This is a genomic window from Actinocorallia populi, from assembly GCF_002995495.1.
In the GTDB taxonomy this organism is placed as follows: Bacteria; Actinomycetota; Actinomycetes; order Streptosporangiales; family Streptosporangiaceae; genus Actinocorallia; species Actinocorallia populi.
Map to the genome: position 1 here is coordinate 393,180 of NZ_PVZV01000004.1, position 15,570 is coordinate 408,749.

Sequence of the window (15,570 nt, forward strand, 5' to 3'; positions counted from 1 at the left end):
TCACCACAGGTTGGTGCGCATCAGCAGGAGCTTCTGCGTGGCCTCGTAGATGAGGACCTCGAAGGACTTGCGGCACTCGTTCACCAGGTCCGCCGTGCCCTCCTTCACCGCGCGTTCGGGGTCGCGGGTGAGCAGGACGAACGCCGCCTGGTACAGCGTCACCGCCGCCTGCGGCCTGGACGCCGACTCGAGGTGCCGGAACTCGTGCAGCACGGCCCGGCTCCCGTGGGCGGGCTGCTCCCGCAGGCATCCCGCGGAGAGCGTGGCGACGCCCATCAGCCGCCTCGTGCCGAGCGCGTCCTTGTCCTGGACGGACCGGTGCAGGTTGCGCGTCCCCCGGCGGTGCCCGCCCGTGAGGTCGTCCGTCACGATGACGAGGAAGTCGAAGATGTCCTTGTGCCGCGCCTTGAGCCGGCCGAACACCCGCGACGTCCGGAGGTAGAGCGGCGCCTCCCCGGGAGGGACGGGCCCGACGGGGAGCGCCTCCGGGGCGGCCTCGGGGCCGAGGTAACCGCCGTCGTCCCGGATGAGGAAGACGTGGTCGTACGTCGTCGGTTCGTCGGCGAAGCCCACAGGAACCTCCCTGAGATTCTCAATTTTGAGGCTTTATCGATCTTCCGCGCCTGTCAAGGCCGGTGGGGCGAGTGGCGGACTGTGGCCGCGCCCGGCCGCCGTCGGCGGGGCCCGCTCCCTATTGACGATTATGTATCCATCAAGGAAACTCTGTCTGCTGTAACGGAACAACGTTTCCCTTCCATGGAGGATTCATGCGTCTTCGCGGTCTGGCCGCCGCCACCGTCCTCACCTCCCTCCTGACCGGCCTCGCCGCAGGCCTCGCCGCCCCCGCCTCCGCGGACCCGGGCGTCTCCCGCTACTCGTCGCAGATCAAGAACGACGGGACCGACGTCTACTACCCGACCGGCGCCACCGGGGAGCTCCCCGTCGCGCTGATGCTCCAGGGCGCGCAGGTCCACCGGATGCACTACGAGCAGTACGCGCAGGAGGTCGCCTCGCACGGCTTCGTCGTCGTGGTGCCCAACCACAAGCGGCTGCTCTTCTTCGACCAGGACTACTACGCCTCGCAGAGCCAGCCCGCCGAGACCGTGGAGTGGATGGACGACGAGAACGCGAACGCGTCGTCCCCGCTGCAGGGCAGGATCGACACCGACACATTGGTGCTGCTCGGCCACTCCTTCGGCGGCGCGACCGGCCTGGCCGTCGCCGAGAGCACGTGCGTCACGCCGTTCTGCACGAGCCTGGCCTACGACATGCCCGACGAGGTCAAGGCCGGCTCGTTCTTCGGCACCAACAACATGCTGCCGGGCATCGGGGTCTTCCCCGAGGTCGACAACCTCGTCCCCCTGCAGCTCGTGCAGGGCACCGCCGACGGCGTGGCGCTGCCGGGCGACGCCGAGACCACCTACGGCAAGATCAAGGACGGTCCCAAGCAGATCGTCCGGCTGTCCGGCGCCAACCACTACGGCATCACGGACGTGCAGAACCCCGCCGGTGCCGACCCCGACGCCAATGCCCAGACGATCGGGCAGCAGCAGAGCATCGAGACCGCCGCGCGCTGGGCGGCCCGATTCCTCAAGGCCGCGCTGGGCGACGCCGCCTCGGCCGGTTACGTGTGGTCGACGGGCGACGCCTCCGACCCGCTGGTGACCGTCACCGGCGCGCAGTAATACCGACGGATGTGTCTCGCCGTGTCGCGAAACACGCTCTTAACAAGATTTATACGCGACACGGCGGGACACATCCCGCTGGATCTTGATCATGAACCCCGACCTCTTTATGGTGGTATTGGCAATATGCCCCTTCTGAGAGGTTGATTATGGGGTCTGAAATACCCGATATTCTGTCCGCCGAATTCGCCGCGGACCCCTACCCGGCCTACAGGGTCCTGCGCGACGAGGCCCCGCTGTACCACCACGAGGCGATGCAGTCCTACGTCGTCTCCCGCTACGAGGACGTCGAGCGGGTCTTCAAGGACCAGGTCTTCACCACCGCCAACTACAACTGGCAGCTGGAGCCGGTGCACGGCAAGACCATTCTTCAGCTGAGCGGCCGCGAGCACTCCGTGCGGCGGGCACTGGTGGCGCCGGCGTTCCGCGGAAGCGAGCTGGAGCAGAAGTTCCTTCCCGTCATCGAGAAGAACGCCTCCGAACTGATCGACGGCTTCCGGACCGCGGGGACCGTCGACCTGGTCGCGCAGTTCGCCACCCGCTTCCCCATCGGCGTCATCGTCGACATGCTCGGGCTCGACAAGGCCGACCACGACCGCTTCCAGAAGTGGTACACCTCGATCATCGCCTTCCTGGGCAACCTCACCCAGGACCCGGACGTGACCGAGGCGGGCCTGCGCACCAAGGAGGAGTTCGCCGACTACATGATCCCGATCATCCGGGACCGGCGCTCCCACCTCGGCGACGACCTGCTGTCCACCCTGGTCACCGCCGAGATCGACGGCGAGGTCATGAGCGACGAGGACGTCAAGTCGTTCTGCAGCCTGCTGCTGGCCGCCGGTGGCGAGACCACCGACAAGGCGCTGGCCAGCATGTTCGCGCTGCTGCTGCAGCACCCCGACCAGCTGCAGGCGGTGCGCGAGGACCGGAGCCTCATCGACCGCGCCTTCGCCGAGGCGCTGCGCTTCCACCCGCCGGTCCACATGATCATGCGGGAGCCCTCGGCGGACGTGGAGATCGCCGGCGGTGTGATCCCCGCGGGCAGCACGGTCACCGCGCTGATCGGCGCGGCCAACCGCGACGAGCGCCGCTACAAGGACCCGGACTCCTTCGACATCTTCCGGGAGGACCTGAACGTCACCAGCGCCTTCTCCGCGGCCGCCAACCACCTGGCGTTCGCGCTGGGCCGGCACTTCTGCGTCGGCGCGCTGCTGGCGAAGTCGGAGGTCGAGGTCGCCACGAACATGCTGCTCGACGCGATGCCCCACATGGAGCTCGAAGAGGGCTTCGAGCCCGGCGAGAAGGGCGTGTTCACCCGCGGCCCGGCGGAGCTGCGGGTGAAGTTCACCCCGGCGTGAGGCCGCGCGCCTAACCGCGTGAGACGCGCGTGGTGGGCGTGAAGGCGACGGGCAGGGCGAACAGTCCGCGCATCCACAACGACGGACGCCACTGCAGCTCCTTCGCGTCCACCGCGAGCCGGACGTCGGGCAGCCGGTCCAGCAGCACCTCGATCGCGGTCTTGGCCATGATCTCGCCCATCTCGGGGCCGGGGTAGGTGCAGCCGTGCTCCCCGTGCCCGAACGACATGTGCGCCCGGTTCGTGCCGGTGTCATGGAAGGACGGCCGTACCTGCGGGTCGCGGTTGGCGGCGGCGAAACCCAGCACCAGCAGGTCGCCGCGGCGGATGCGCCGCCCGCCCAGCTCGCAGTCGTGCGCCGCCCAGCGCCCGATGAAGTTCTGGGTCGGGGTGTCCTTCCACAACACCTCGTTCAGCGCCTGCGCGACGCTGCTGCGCCCGCCCTGCAGGCTGACCGAGAAGTCGTCGTCGATGAGCATCAGGCGCAGCGCGTTGCCGATCCAGTTGCCCGTCGGGGCCTGCGCGGCGGCCAGCACCACCAGCAGGTCGATGACGATCTCCTCCTCGGTGAGGCCCGTCGGGTGGGCCAGCAGCCGGGACGGCACGTCCGGGCCCGGATCGTCGCGCTTCTCCTTGACCAGCCGCTGCATCCGCGCCTGCACCCGGGCGTACGCGTCGGCCGCGCCCTCCCCGACGTCCAGGGACTCGGCGATGTCGCGCACGAGCACCGGCACGTCGGTGTCGGGCAGCCCGAAGATCTTCGCCAGCACGTAGAGCGGCATGATCATGCCGTACTGGGCGACCAGGTCCGCCTCGCCGTCCCCGGCGAACGCGTCGATGAGCAGGTCCGAGGCGCGTTCGCAGATGGACGACAGCTCGGTGCGGTCGATGACGTCCAGCGCGTCGCCGATCGCGCCGGCCCTGCGCTGGTGCTCGCCGGCCTCGGCGAACATGATCGACGGCGTCCAGCCGACGTAGGGCAGCAGCGGCCAGGTCTCGGGGATGTTGGGCCACTGGTTCCAGCGCCGGGAGTCCCGCGCGAACAGCTGCGGGTTGCTGGTGACGTGGTGGACCTCCCGGTACCCGATCACGAACCAGGCGGGGATGTCGTCGTCCAGCAGGATGGGCGCGACCCGCCCGTGGCGGGCGCGGATCTCCTCGTACAGCTCCGAGGGGTCGGCGGCGATGTGCGTGCCGTAGAGGCGGACAGGCTCTTCCGTGGTCATGGCGTACGCTCCGCGAGACGTGTCAGGTGACGGACCAACGTGATCAGGACGAGCTTGCAGGACTCCCGCAGCCGGGCGTCGCAGTCGAGCAGGGGGATCTCAGGTGCGAGGGAGAGCGCGTCGCGGATCTGCTCCAGGCTCGGCCCGCGGTTCTCGAACCGGTTGACCGCCACCACGAACGGCATCCCGTGGTGCTCCAGGCGGTCGATGGCGTACCAGGAGTCCTCCACCCGGCGGGTGTCGACCAGGACGACCGCGCCGAGGCTGCCGGCGAACAGCTGGTCCCACAGGAACCAGAAGCGCTCCTGGCCGGGGGCTCCGAAGAGGTACAGGATGTTCTCGGCGTTGAGGGTGATGCGCCCGAAGTCGAAGGCGACGGTGGTGGTCCGCTTGTCGCGCACCTGGGCGATGTCGTCGACGCCGACCCCCGCCTGCGTCATGATCTCCTCGGTGCTCAGCGGGCTGATCTCGCTGACCGCGCTGACCAGGGAGGTCTTGCCGACCCCGAAGCCGCCCACGATCACGATCTTCAGTCCGGTGGTGGCCGTGCCGCTCAGGGGCGTGCGCGCGGCCGGGTCAGAGACTCTCGAGTCCAATGAGCACCTGCTTCAGGGTTTCCATGTCGGGGAGCTGCGCCTTTCCCCGCGGCGGCGACGGCCGCCGCAGGGAGAGCCGTCCGGTGTCGAGAAGGTCGCTGACCAGGATCTTCACGACGCTCACGGGCAGGTGGAGCTCGGCGGACAGCTCCACGATCGCGATCGGGCCGCGGCTGAGCTCCAGGATCCGCGTGTGCTCGGACTGCATGCCCGCCGCGGGTTCGAACTCCGCGATGACCAGGGTGACCAGGTCCAGCTCGATGTCGCTGGCGTCGCCCCGGCCGCCCGTCACGGTGTACAGGCGGTCGGGGCTCTCGTCGTCGAGCCTGCGCCTGCTCACGACGCCGGTTCGGGTCCGCGCGGAGCGGCCGTCAGGAAGCCGCCGATCTGCTCCACCAGTTCGTTCATGTTGTGGCCGACGATGCCGACGTCGGCGTCCTCGTCGGCGACGACCGCGAGGTGGGCGCCCGCCCCGGCCCGGATGATCAGCAGCAGCCCGCCGGCGAACTCGACCATGGCCTGGCCGGGCCCGAGCCGGTTGCCGAACTCCGCGGAGGCGCTGAGCGACAGGCTCTGGATGCCGGCCGCGATGGCCGAGAGGTGGTCGGCCTTGTCGACGGTCAGCCCGGACGTGAAGCACATCTTCAGGCCGTCCTTGGACAGCACGAGGATGTGCCGGACTCCGGGGGTCCGCTGCCGGAGGCCCTCCAGCAGCCATTCCAGGGTCTGCTCGGTGGCGCTGGGTGAGTCGATGGTGCTCATAATCGGGGAGCCGATCCCTATCTCTCGTCCTGGGAGGTGGAGGTGTCCTGGCCGGCGGCCTTGCGGAAGGCGGCGAACCGGGCTCCGGTGTCACGGGGCGACGCCGGAGCGTCGGCCTCGGCGACGGGAAGGACGTTCTGCTCGGCGGCGGCGAGCGCCGCGCCCCGGGGGCGCTTGGGCAGATCGGTCCACTCCACGGTCCCGGAGGAGACGCCTGCGGTCGGGTCGGAGGGCTCTGGGGTCGGCGGGGCCATGGCCTCTCGGGGGGGCTTGGGTGCGGGCTTCGGCTGGGTGACGAGCTGGCGGGGGATCATCAGGACGACCCCGGTGCCGCCCCGGGAGGACGGGCGGAAGCTCACCGACAGGCCGTACTTGTCGGCGAGCCTGCCGACCACGGCCAGGCCGAGCCGGGTGCCGGCCAGGGTCTTCAGGTCGCTCCGCTCGGAGACCAGGGCCTCGGCGCGCAGGCGTTCGCGCTTGCGCATGCCCAGGCCGCTGTCCTCGATGGTGATGATGATGCCCGCGTCCTCCTCCTCGAGGTAGGCGTGGACCTCGCTGCCGTGCGCGGAGAACGTGGTGGCGTTGTCCATGAGCTCGGCGAGCGCGTGCATGACGCCCTCGGCCGCGTAGCCGACGATGGCCGAGTCGCTGGTGGAGTGCAGGCGGACGCGCCGGTAGGCGTTGATGCGGCCCATCGCGCCGCGCAGGATGCTCTCCATGCCGATGGGCTTGGTCCAGCGGCGCCCGGAGCGGCCGCCGCTGAGCAGCGCGATGCTGTCGGCGAGGCGGCCGAGCTGGGAGATCCGGTGATCGAGGTCGAGCAGGTCGGCGAACACCTTCTCCTCCCCGTACCGGTGCTGCAGTTCGCGCAGCTCGGCCAGGAGGCTGGTGGTCTGCGCCTGGACGCGGGCCGCGGCGTTGGCGCAGGCGGCCATCGCGGCGGTGCCGCGGCGCTCCCCGGCGACGACCTCCTGGGCGACGTACTCCAGGAGCCTGCCGAGGGCGGGGTCGTCGGGCTGGGGGACGGCGGCGACCGCGGTCTCCAGGGAGGCGTTCTCCTCCCGGATGCGGCGGACCAGCTCCGGCAGGATCTCCTCGGTGAACCGGGCGAGGTCCTGGCCCGCCGCGGCGCCGCTGCGGACGGCGGCGGCGGTCCGCTGCTCGGCGGCGGTCAGCTCGCTGGCGGTGACGTACAGCAGCCGCTGCAGCTGGAGGTGGGCGGGAGGCTGGGTCTCGGCGAGCACCGCCTCCAGCGGCGCGCCCTCGCGGGCCCGGCGGACCAGGCCGGGGAGGGTCTCCTCGCAGATGCGGTGGAGCTCCTGCTCGGTACCGGCCATCTCACTCCCGGCCTGGGCGAGCCGCCGACCGGCCCAGTTCGCCTTGGCGGCGAAGTAGACGGCCAGCGCGCTGGCCACGCAGAAGGCGAGCGCGGCGGCTCCGCCGGCCCAGCCGGCCACCTGCCGGTTCTCGGTGGGAACGGACGTCACCGCCCACAACCAGATCGCGCCGGCGCCGAGAACGCAGATCAGCCAGGCGATCAGGGCTTTCTCCACCGGCGGGCGCGTTGCCCGCCCGGATTGGGAAGCGTGTGACATCTTTCTCGGGTCCTCATCAACAGGCTGAAGACGGAAGTAGGTGGCTACAGTGGGCAGCTTGCCTTATTTCCCGGTGGAGGAGATGCAGTTTGCCGCAACTCCCGACATGACAAAAGTCCCACTCGCGACAGGGCTACCCGGCAAACCTCCCATTTCGGTCATTCAGGCACGAACCAAAGGGCCGGGGATGGACAGCCGCTGAGAAATATACATGTGTGGCACGATTGACGGCTATTCGTCACTCTCCGTTGTCATGGCCGGAGGGAAAGCCGCACGGCTTGAACACCGCTTTGAGCAAAGGCGAAGGGGCTTTCCAGGACGAATGTCACCTTCGTCACGTCTGAGAAGCGGGGGCCGGTCGCGCAGGTCCCGCAGGGCCCCTTTCCCCGCTCCGCGGCGGAGGTGCCGCCCGGTGACGGGGAAAGGGGCGCGGGCCGGGATCAGGGGCGGATCTTGTTGCGGGTCGGCCACCACATCTTCGGACCGAGGTCGTAGGCGAGCGCGGGGACGAGCAGGGAGCGCACGACGAGCGCGTCCAGCAGCACCCCGAACGCCACGATGAAGGCGAGCTGGACGAGGAAGACCAGTGGGAGCACCGCGAGCGCGCCGAAGGTCGCCGCGAGCACGACCCCGGCGGAGGTGATGACGCCGCCGGTGGCGACCAGCCCGCGCAGGACGCCTTCACGCGCCCCGTGTTCGAGCGCCTCCTCGCGCACCCGCGTCATGAGGAAGATGTTGTAGTCCACGCCCAGCGCCACCAGGAAGACGAACCCGAACAGCGGCACCGACGGATCGGAGCCCGGGAAGTCGAAGACGTGGTTGAACATGAGCGCGGCCACGCCGAGGGTGGCGGCGAACGACAGCACGACCGTCAGGATGAGCACGACGGGCGCCGTCATGGCCCGCAGCAGCACTCCGAGGATGGCCAGGATCACCAGCAGCGCGACGGGGATGATGAGCGTGCGGTCGTGTTCGGCCGTCACCTGCGTGTCGTACTGGGAGGCGGTGTACCCGCCGACGAGCGCGTCGGCTCCGGGCAGCGGGTGCAGGGCGTCACGGAGGCCCGCCACGGTGTCCATGGCCGCGGCGGAGTCGGGCGCGTCGGTGAAGGTGGCCTGCAGCATGGCGCGCCCGTCGACGATCTTCGGTCGGCCGGAGGGGTCCGCCACCGGCCGCACGGAGTCCACGCCCTCGACGGACTGCGCGGTCTGCGCCGCCTTCTGCAGGGAGCCGGATTCGACGAGGACCACCGCGGGGTTGCCGGAGCCGGACGGGAAGTGCCGCTGCAGCGCCTCCTGCCCGACGATCGAGGGCTCCTTGTTGAGGAAGACGTCCGACTGCGCGATGCCGTCGGCCTTCAGCGTCGGCATGAACACGGCCAGCACGCCCAGGGCGAGGGCGGTCGTCATCCAGGTGCGGCGCGGGTGGCGGGAGATCATCCCGGCGAGCCGGTCCCACACCTTGTGGCCGCGGTCGAGGCGGCGCGAGGGCCAGTAGGCCGCGCGGCCGAGGAGCGCCAGCGCGGCGGGAAGGAAGGTGAGCACCGCCAGCAGGGCGCAGCCGACGCCGATGGCGGCGACGGGGCCGAGGGAGCGGTTGGAGTTCAGGTCGCTCAGGAGCAGGGTCAGCAGGCCCGCCGCGACGGTGAAGGCGCTGGCGGTGATGGGGGCGAGCGAGGCGCGCCAGGCGCGCTTCAGCGCCGGCCACTTGTCGGCCTCGGCGAGTTCCTCCCGGTACCGGACGGCCAGCAGCAGCGCGTAGTCGGTGGCCGCGCCGACCACCAGGATGAACATGATCCCCTGGGTCTGCCCGTCGAGGGTGAGCACGCCGCGGTCGGCCAGCAGGTAGACCAGGGCGGAGGCCAGCGCCAGCGCCAGCACCGCGGTGACGATCACCACCAGGGGCAGCAGCACGCTGCGGTAGACCAGCAGCAGGATGAGCAGGACGACGCCGAGCGCGACCAGGAGCAGCAGCCCGTCGATGCCGGCGAACGCCTTGGACAGGTCGGCGCTGACGGCCGCGCTGCCCGTCACGTACACCTTGAGGCCGGGGACGGCGGCCAGTTCCCTGATGCGGTCGACGGGCGGGTCGTCCAGGTCGGCGGCGAGGGGGATCACCGACTGGAGGGCGCGGCCGTCGTCGGACCGCAGGGGCGGCGACGGCGTCTCGGCGGCGATGCCTTCTCGCCGGACGCGGTCGATCGCGGCGGCTGCCCGCTTCTCGTCGTCGGGCCCGATCTCGTCCGCGGACTCCCAGACGACCACCGCGGGGACCGTGCTGCGGTCCTCGAAGCCCTTGCGGAGTTCGGCGACGCGCGTCGACTCGGCGGTGGCCGGGAGGAAGGAGGTGCTGTCGGTGGACTGGACCTCGCCGAGGCGGCCGGTGTACTGGCCGAGGGGGCCGACCGCGGCGACCCAGATGAGCAGAACGAGGGCGAGCGGTAGCCGGCGCCGCCACTTCTTCGACATATCGTCAGGCTTCTTTCCGCAATAGTGTGTTCGTCGTCGCACGGCGGGCAGGGCAGGTCACTGGACAGGTGGGAGCCCGGCGCCGCGGTGCCGACGCGGTCATTGCCTAGATAGTCTAGTAATTAGACAATCTAGCTAGATAGTCTAGCTAACGAAAGGGGTGAGGCGGGCCGTGGACGAGGAACTGGCGGAACGCCGGCGTCTCATCAGGCTCATGCGCCGGCTGAACAGCGAGCTCGACCAGCTGGGGCACGTCTTCGCCAAGAAGCACGCGCTGCATCCCACCAACGTCCGGGCGATCTTCCTGATCATGGAGTCGGGCCTGGCGGGCACCCCCATCACCCCCGGGGACCTCGCGCGCCGCCTGGGCCTGACCACGGCGGCCGTCAGCTCGCTCCTCGACCGGCTGGAGCAGGCCGACCACCTGGTCCGCCGCCCGGTGCCGGGCGACCGCCGCCGCGTGCACCTGGAGGTCGCGCCCGAGGCCATGACCCTGGCCGCCGGCTTCTTCCACCCCCTCAACGCCCGGCTGACCGCGGCCATGGAGGACTATTCCCCCCAGGACATGGCCGCCATCGAGAGGTTCCTCACGGACATGACCCGGGAGGTGTCGGGGTACCGGGAGGCGAACTCCTGAGTCCGGGGCGCCGCACGGGCTCACCCGCGCGGGTCCCGCCTCCGGGCGGCGCGTGCGGCGGGACCCGGATGCAGGACGCGGTCGAGCCGGACGGCGGCGTAGCCCGGGACCGACAGGGCGCAGACGAGCAGGAGGTCCGTCAGGGCCAGCGGCTCGGTGCCCAGGAGCTCCCGCAGCGGCGGCAGGTAGACGCCCGCCAGCTGCAGCAGCAGCGCACCCGCGACGGCGGCGAGCAGCATCGGGTTGGCCAGGGAGCGCGGCCGTGCGCGCGAGCCCAGGGCCGCGCCCAGCTGCAGCGCGCCGAGGGTGAAGAAGGCCATGGTCTGCCAGGGGCGGCCGGTGTGCTCGGCCCACAGCGCGACACCCAGGGTGACGGCGGTGAGCACGACCGCGATCCGCACGATCCGCTGCCACAGGCCCGCGCCGAGGATGCTCTGCTCCGGCGGGCGCGGCGGGCGGCGCATCACGGACTCCTCGGCGGGCTCCCCGCCGAGCGCGACCCCGGGCAGGCCGTGGGTGAGCAGGTTGATCCACAGGATCTGCGCGGGCAGCAGCGGCAGCGCGAGGCCGGCGAACGGGCCGAGGAGCATGACCGCGATCTCGGTGACCCCGCCGGACAGCGCGTACACCAGGAACCGGCGGATGTTGGAGTACACCCGCCGCCCCTCCTCGACGGCGGCGACCACGGTGCCCAGCTCGTCGTCGGCGAGCACCAGGTCGGCGGCCTGGCGGGCCACCTCGGTGCCGCGCCCGCCCATCGCCACGCCGATGTCCGAGCGGCGCAGCGCGGGCCCGTCGTTGACGCCGTCGCCGGTCATCGCGACGATCTCGCCGCCGTCGCTCAGCGCCTCGATGATGTCGAGCTTGTGCCGCGGGTCGGCGCGCGCGAACACCGTGACCTCGCGGAGGTTCTCCGGGCGGGGCCCGCGGCAGTCGACGACCTGGTCGGCCTCCTCGGCGATGCCCAGCTCCGAGGCGATGGCGCGGGCGGTGCCGGGATGGTCGCCGGTGATGAGGACGGGGCGGATCCCGGCGCCGCGGCAGGCCGCGATCGTCCGTGCCGCCGCCTCGCGCGGCGGGTCGAGGATGGCGACGAGGCCGAGCAGGCGCAGGCCCCGCTCCAGGTGCTCGCCGGGCGCGTCGTCCTCCCGCTCGGCCTCGGTGACGGCCAGGACGCGCAGCCCGCCCCGCGCGTACTCGTCGGCCTTGGCGGCGGCCCGCTCGACCACGTCCGGGCCGTCGGTGAGGAACCCGGAGTCCAGCAGGACCTCGGGAGCGCCCTTGCAGACCACCCGGTACCGGCCGTCGGGGAGGCGGTGGACGGTCGTCATGCGCTTGCGGTCGCTGTCGAAGGGGAGCTCGGCGGTGCGGGGGAACTCCTCACCGAGCCCGTCGTGGTCGAGGCCGAGCCTGGCCGCGGCGACGAGCAGCGCGGCCTCCGTGGGATCGCCGAGGGCCGCCCAGTCCGCGCGGTCGCCGTCCGGCGGGGCCAGCCGCGCGTCGTTGCACAGGGCGGCGGCGGTGAGCAGGCCGGTGACCTCCGGCCGGTCGCCGGGGCCGATCGGGTTCCCGTCCAGGAGGACGTCGCCTTCGGGGGCGTATCCGGTGCCGGTGAGCTCGGCCTCCGCGCCGCCGGGCGTCCAGGCGTACCGGGCGACCATCCGCCCTTCGGTGAGGGTGCCGGTCTTGTCGGTGGCCAGGACGGTCACCGAGCCGAGCGTCTCGACGGCGGGGAGCTTGCGGATGAGCGCGTTGCGGGCCGCCATGCGCCGTGCCCCCAGCGCCAGGGCGAGCGTGACGACGGCGGGGAGCGACTCCGGGACGGCGGCGACCACGAGGCTGATCGCGGTGACCACCATCAGTTCGAGCGGCTGCCCCCGGACGACGCCGAGCACCAGGACGACGACGCACAGGACGACCGCCAGCACCGCCAGCAGCCGTCCGACGCCCGCGAGGCGCCTCTGCAGCGGGGTGAGCCCCACCTCGCGGCCGAGCATCGCGGCGATCCGCCCGGCGGAGCTCTTCTCGCCGGTCGCGGTCACCAGGGCCTGCCCCCGGCCCTTGGACACCACGGTCCCCGACGCGACCCGGGACGTGTCGGCCTTCTCGTCCTCGGGGGACGCGGAGGCGGTCTTGTCCACCGGAACCGACTCGCCCGTCAGTGACGACTCGTCCACCAGCAGGCCCGCGGCCTCCACCAGGACGCCGTCGGCCGGGACGATGTCGCCCTCGCCCAGCACCACGAGGTCCCCGACGACGACCTCGTCGCCGGGTACCTCCCGCTGCCCGCCGTCCCGCACGACCCGCGCGGCCGGGGCGGTGAGCTCCGACAGCGCCGTGATCGCCCGGTCGGCGCGCACCTCCTGCCAGACGCCCACCGCGGTGTTGGCGATGACGACCAGCAGGATGACGGCCGTGTCGGTGTAGTCGCCGGTGAGCAGCGTCAGCACCGCCGCCACCAGCAGCACGACGATCAGCGGGTCGCGCAGCTGGGTGGCGACCCGCCGCCACAACGGCGTGGGCGGCCGCTGCGGCAGCGCGTTGGGGCCGTCCCGCTCCAGCCGCTCCGCGGCCTCCGCGGTCGTCAGCCCCCGTACCGCGGCCCGTACCGCCCCGTCACCACCGCTCACTCTTCCCCCGTTCCCCGCCGCGCGCCCTGTTCCTGGACTTTTCCCTTCCCTCGTGGGTACGCCCGATGCCGGGAACCCTCCGGAAGGAAGGTGATCCTCCTGACGTGGCGGCGTCCCGGCCCGCCAGGGGGACACTGAAGGCGACGGCCGCCGAGGACGAGAAGGGACCGGCCCATGCACCACCACGAGGACGACCACGACCGGGGCCTGTCCCACGACCTGCCGAGGCTCCTGGACCGCCGCCGCATGCTGGGCCTGCTGGGCGGAGCCGTCCTGCTGGGCACGGCGGCCTGCGCCGCCGAGGAGACCCCCGCGTCCCCGGCGTCCGCGCCAGCCGCGCCCGCGGCGGGGGAGATCCCCGACGAGACCGCCGGCCCCTATCCCGCGGACGGCTCCAACGGCCCCGACGTCCTGACCGAGAGCGGCGTCGTCCGCAGCGACATCCGCTCCAGCTTCGGCTCCGCCTCCGGCACCGCCGAGGGCGTCCCCGTGACCGTCGAACTCACCGTCACCGACGGCGGCGCCCCCTACCGTGGCGCCGCCGTCTACGTGTGGCACTGCGACCGGGAGGGCCGGTACTCCCTCTACTCCGCGGGCGCGACGGAGGAGAACTACCTGCGCGGCGTCCAGGAAGCCGACAAGACAGGCAAAGTCCGTTTCGTCACCATCTTCCCCGGCTCCTATCCAGGCCGCTGGCCCCACATCCACTTCGAGGTCTACGCCACTCTCGCCAAGGCCACCGCCTCCGCGAAGGGCATCAAGACCTCCCAGCTGGCCTTCCCCGAAGCCGCCTGCGCCGAGGCCTACACCGCCCCCGGCTACGAACGGAGCGCCGCCCACCTCGCCCGCTCCTCCCTGGCGGAGGACGGCGTCTTCGCCGACGGCCACTCCCTCCAGCTCGCCACCGTCACCGGAGACCCCGAAAGCGGCTACACCGCCCGCCTGAACGTCCCCGTCTGAACCCGTCGCGGGGTCAGCGGTGTTCGGCGAGGCCGAAGGCGGCGGCGTGGAGGCCGGCCTGGAAGCGGGAGTCGGCCTGGAGGGCCGTCATCAGGGCGGCCACGCGGCGGCGGTAGGTGCGCAGGGAGAGGCCCAGGCGGCGGGCGGCGGTCTCGTCGGTGAGGCCGGAGCCGAGGGCTTGGAGGACGGCGCGGGAGCCGGGGTCCAGGTGGGGGGCTTCGGCGGTGAGCCAGGAGGTGAAGGGAGGGGAGGTCTCCCAGGCGGCTTCGAAGAGGGAGAGGACGCTGCCCAGGAGGACGGGCGAGGCGGTGATGGTGTACTCGCGGCCGGCGGGTGTGGCGGGGCCGGCCAGGACCATCAGGCGGCGGTCGATGATGATCGTTTCGTGGGGGAGGGGGGCGGCGCTGATGCGGACCAGGGCGCCCGCGGCGGAGACCCTGTGAAGGTGGGCGCGGGTGGGTTCGTCGGCCAGGGCGGTGGGGCTGAAGAGCTTGCGGACGGTGAAGGCGCCGGTGCCGGAGGTGCGCATGCGGTCGCGGACGGCGTGCCTGGCGGCGGGCTGGGACCAGGTGTCCGGGTCGCGGGCGGCGCAGAGGAAGTCCTCGCGCACCGAGGTGAACAGATGACCCGCACGGGCGAGCAGTTCTTCCTCGCCGCGCACGGTGACGATGCGGTCGGTGGTCTCCACCCGTCCAGTCTCGCCTACGGAAGGGGCGGGATGGCAGCTTGCTGCCAGACGTTGGCGGCGGGACGGCGGACGGGCCACGGTGGGGGGCATGAACATCCAGACGAACACCGCGGGAAGCTTCCCGCTGGGCGGAGACCTGAAGATCAACCGGCTCGGGTTCGGGGCGATGCGGTTGCCCGCGTCCTTCGGGTTCTCCGGCGACGTCCGCGACCCCGAAGAAGGCGTCGCGGTGTTGCGGAGGGCCGTCGAGCTGGGCGCCGACCACATCGACTCGGCCGGTTTCTACGCGCGGGAGGGCGTGCGGGCGCACGACCTGATCCGGCGGGCGCTGCACCCCTACGACGGGCTGGCCGTCGCGACGAAGGTCGGCCCGCTCCTGGGCGACGACGGGGTCCCCTCCCGCCAGGCGCCGCCCGAGCGGCTGCGCGAACTGGTGGAGGCCGACATGGAGGCGCTCGGCGTGGACCGCCTCGACCTGGTCTACCTGCGGGTGGGCGGGCTGGGCGTCCCCGGCGGCGAGCCGGTGGGCGAACGTTTCGCCGTCCTGGCCGGACTGCGCGAGGAGGGCCTGATCCGCCATCTGGGCCTGAGCCACGTCGATCCGGCCCAGCTCGCCGAGGCGCGGGAGGTGGCGCCCGTCGCGGCCGTGCAGAACAGCTTCAACCTGATGAACACCCGTCCCGGCGACGCCGAACTGATCGCCGAGTGCGAGCGCTCCGGCATCGCCTTCGTCCCGTTCTTCCCCCTGGGCGGCGGCTTCCAGCCGCTCGCGGCGGCGGGCCTGGACCGCGTGGCCGCCCGGCACGGCGCGACCCGCAACCAGGTGGCCCTGGCCTGGCTGCTGGCCCGCTCTCCGGTGATGCTGCCCATTCCCGGCACGGGCTCCCTGGCCCACCTGGAGGAGAACATGGCCGCCGCGGACCTCCGCCTCACCCGGGAGGACCTGGCCGGGCTCGCGGCCTGAGG

At 71.9% G+C, this 15,570-nt stretch carries 14 protein-coding genes; 5 read left to right on the forward strand and 9 right to left on the reverse strand.

The features are described from left to right. Positions 1-573, reverse strand: coding sequence for a hypothetical protein (locus C2865_RS18545; RefSeq protein ID WP_106399739.1), 573 nt, complete (start codon positions 571-573; stop codon positions 1-3). A 194-nt stretch (positions 574-767) separates the two neighbouring features. Between C2865_RS18545 and C2865_RS18550 the strand changes: the two genes are divergently transcribed. Together C2865_RS18550 and C2865_RS18555 are read left to right on the forward strand one after the other, a co-directional pair. Next, on the forward strand, positions 768-1,685 hold the full coding sequence (locus tag C2865_RS18550; protein WP_106399740.1) for an alpha/beta hydrolase family protein: 918 nt from the start codon (positions 768-770) through the stop codon (positions 1,683-1,685). Between the two features lie 149 nt (positions 1,686-1,834). Continuing rightward, positions 1,835-3,043, forward strand: coding sequence for a cytochrome P450 (locus C2865_RS18555; protein ID WP_106399741.1), 1,209 nt, complete (start codon positions 1,835-1,837; stop codon positions 3,041-3,043). 10 nt (positions 3,044-3,053) lie between these two features. On the opposite strand, the gene C2865_RS18560 is transcribed toward C2865_RS18555, so the two are convergent. From C2865_RS18560 to C2865_RS18585, 6 genes are all read right to left on the reverse strand, one after another. After that, entirely contained in the window at positions 3,054-4,268 is a 1,215-nt protein-coding gene (locus tag C2865_RS18560; RefSeq protein ID WP_106399742.1) for a cytochrome P450, read from the reverse strand. Beyond that, a complete protein-coding gene (locus C2865_RS18565) occupies positions 4,265-4,864 on the reverse strand; it encodes a GTP-binding protein (protein ID WP_106399743.1) in 600 nt (199 codons plus the stop codon). Before C2865_RS18565 ends, C2865_RS18560 begins: the two co-directional genes overlap by 4 nt. Then, a complete protein-coding gene (locus C2865_RS18570) occupies positions 4,845-5,204 on the reverse strand; it encodes a DUF742 domain-containing protein (RefSeq protein WP_106399744.1) in 360 nt (119 codons plus the stop codon). The genes C2865_RS18565 and C2865_RS18570 overlap by 20 nt, the downstream gene beginning before the upstream one ends. Beyond that, positions 5,201-5,626: a roadblock/LC7 domain-containing protein gene (locus tag C2865_RS18575; RefSeq protein WP_106399745.1), complete on the reverse strand. Its 426-nt coding sequence runs from the start codon at positions 5,624-5,626 to the stop codon at positions 5,201-5,203. Before C2865_RS18575 ends, C2865_RS18570 begins: the two co-directional genes overlap by 4 nt. Positions 5,627-5,643: 17 nt before the next feature. Further along, positions 5,644-7,179 (reverse strand): ATP-binding protein, encoded by a 1,536-nt coding sequence (locus C2865_RS18580; protein WP_106399746.1) that lies wholly within the window; start codon positions 7,177-7,179, stop codon positions 5,644-5,646. 482 nt (positions 7,180-7,661) lie between these two features. Next, positions 7,662-9,689: an MMPL family transporter gene (locus tag C2865_RS18585; RefSeq protein WP_106399747.1), complete on the reverse strand. Its 2,028-nt coding sequence runs from the start codon at positions 9,687-9,689 to the stop codon at positions 7,662-7,664. Between the two features lie 172 nt (positions 9,690-9,861). Here C2865_RS18585 and C2865_RS18590 point away from each other — a divergent pair, with 172 nt between their 5' ends. Continuing rightward, a complete protein-coding gene (locus C2865_RS18590) occupies positions 9,862-10,326 on the forward strand; it encodes a MarR family winged helix-turn-helix transcriptional regulator (RefSeq protein WP_157963796.1) in 465 nt (154 codons plus the stop codon). A gap of 20 nt (positions 10,327-10,346) precedes the next feature. Here the strand turns inward: C2865_RS18590 and C2865_RS18595 are convergent, their stop codons facing one another. Then, positions 10,347-12,956: a cation-translocating P-type ATPase gene (locus C2865_RS18595; protein ID WP_232835692.1), complete on the reverse strand. Its 2,610-nt coding sequence runs from the start codon at positions 12,954-12,956 to the stop codon at positions 10,347-10,349. 174 nt (positions 12,957-13,130) lie between these two features. Here C2865_RS18595 and C2865_RS18600 point away from each other — a divergent pair, with 174 nt between their 5' ends. Next, positions 13,131-13,916, forward strand: a complete 786-nt coding sequence (locus C2865_RS18600) for a dioxygenase family protein (RefSeq protein WP_106399749.1) — start codon at positions 13,131-13,133, stop codon at positions 13,914-13,916. A 13-nt stretch (positions 13,917-13,929) separates the two neighbouring features. Here the strand turns inward: C2865_RS18600 and C2865_RS18605 are convergent, their stop codons facing one another. Beyond that, complete coding sequence (locus C2865_RS18605) at positions 13,930-14,604, reverse strand: helix-turn-helix domain-containing protein (RefSeq protein ID WP_106399750.1); 675 nt, start codon at positions 14,602-14,604, stop codon at positions 13,930-13,932. Positions 14,605-14,692: 88 nt separating this feature from the next. Here C2865_RS18605 and C2865_RS18610 point away from each other — a divergent pair, with 88 nt between their 5' ends. Then, positions 14,693-15,568, forward strand: coding sequence for an aldo/keto reductase (locus C2865_RS18610; protein ID WP_106399751.1), 876 nt, complete (start codon positions 14,693-14,695; stop codon positions 15,566-15,568). Positions 15,569-15,570: the final 2 nt, after the last annotated feature.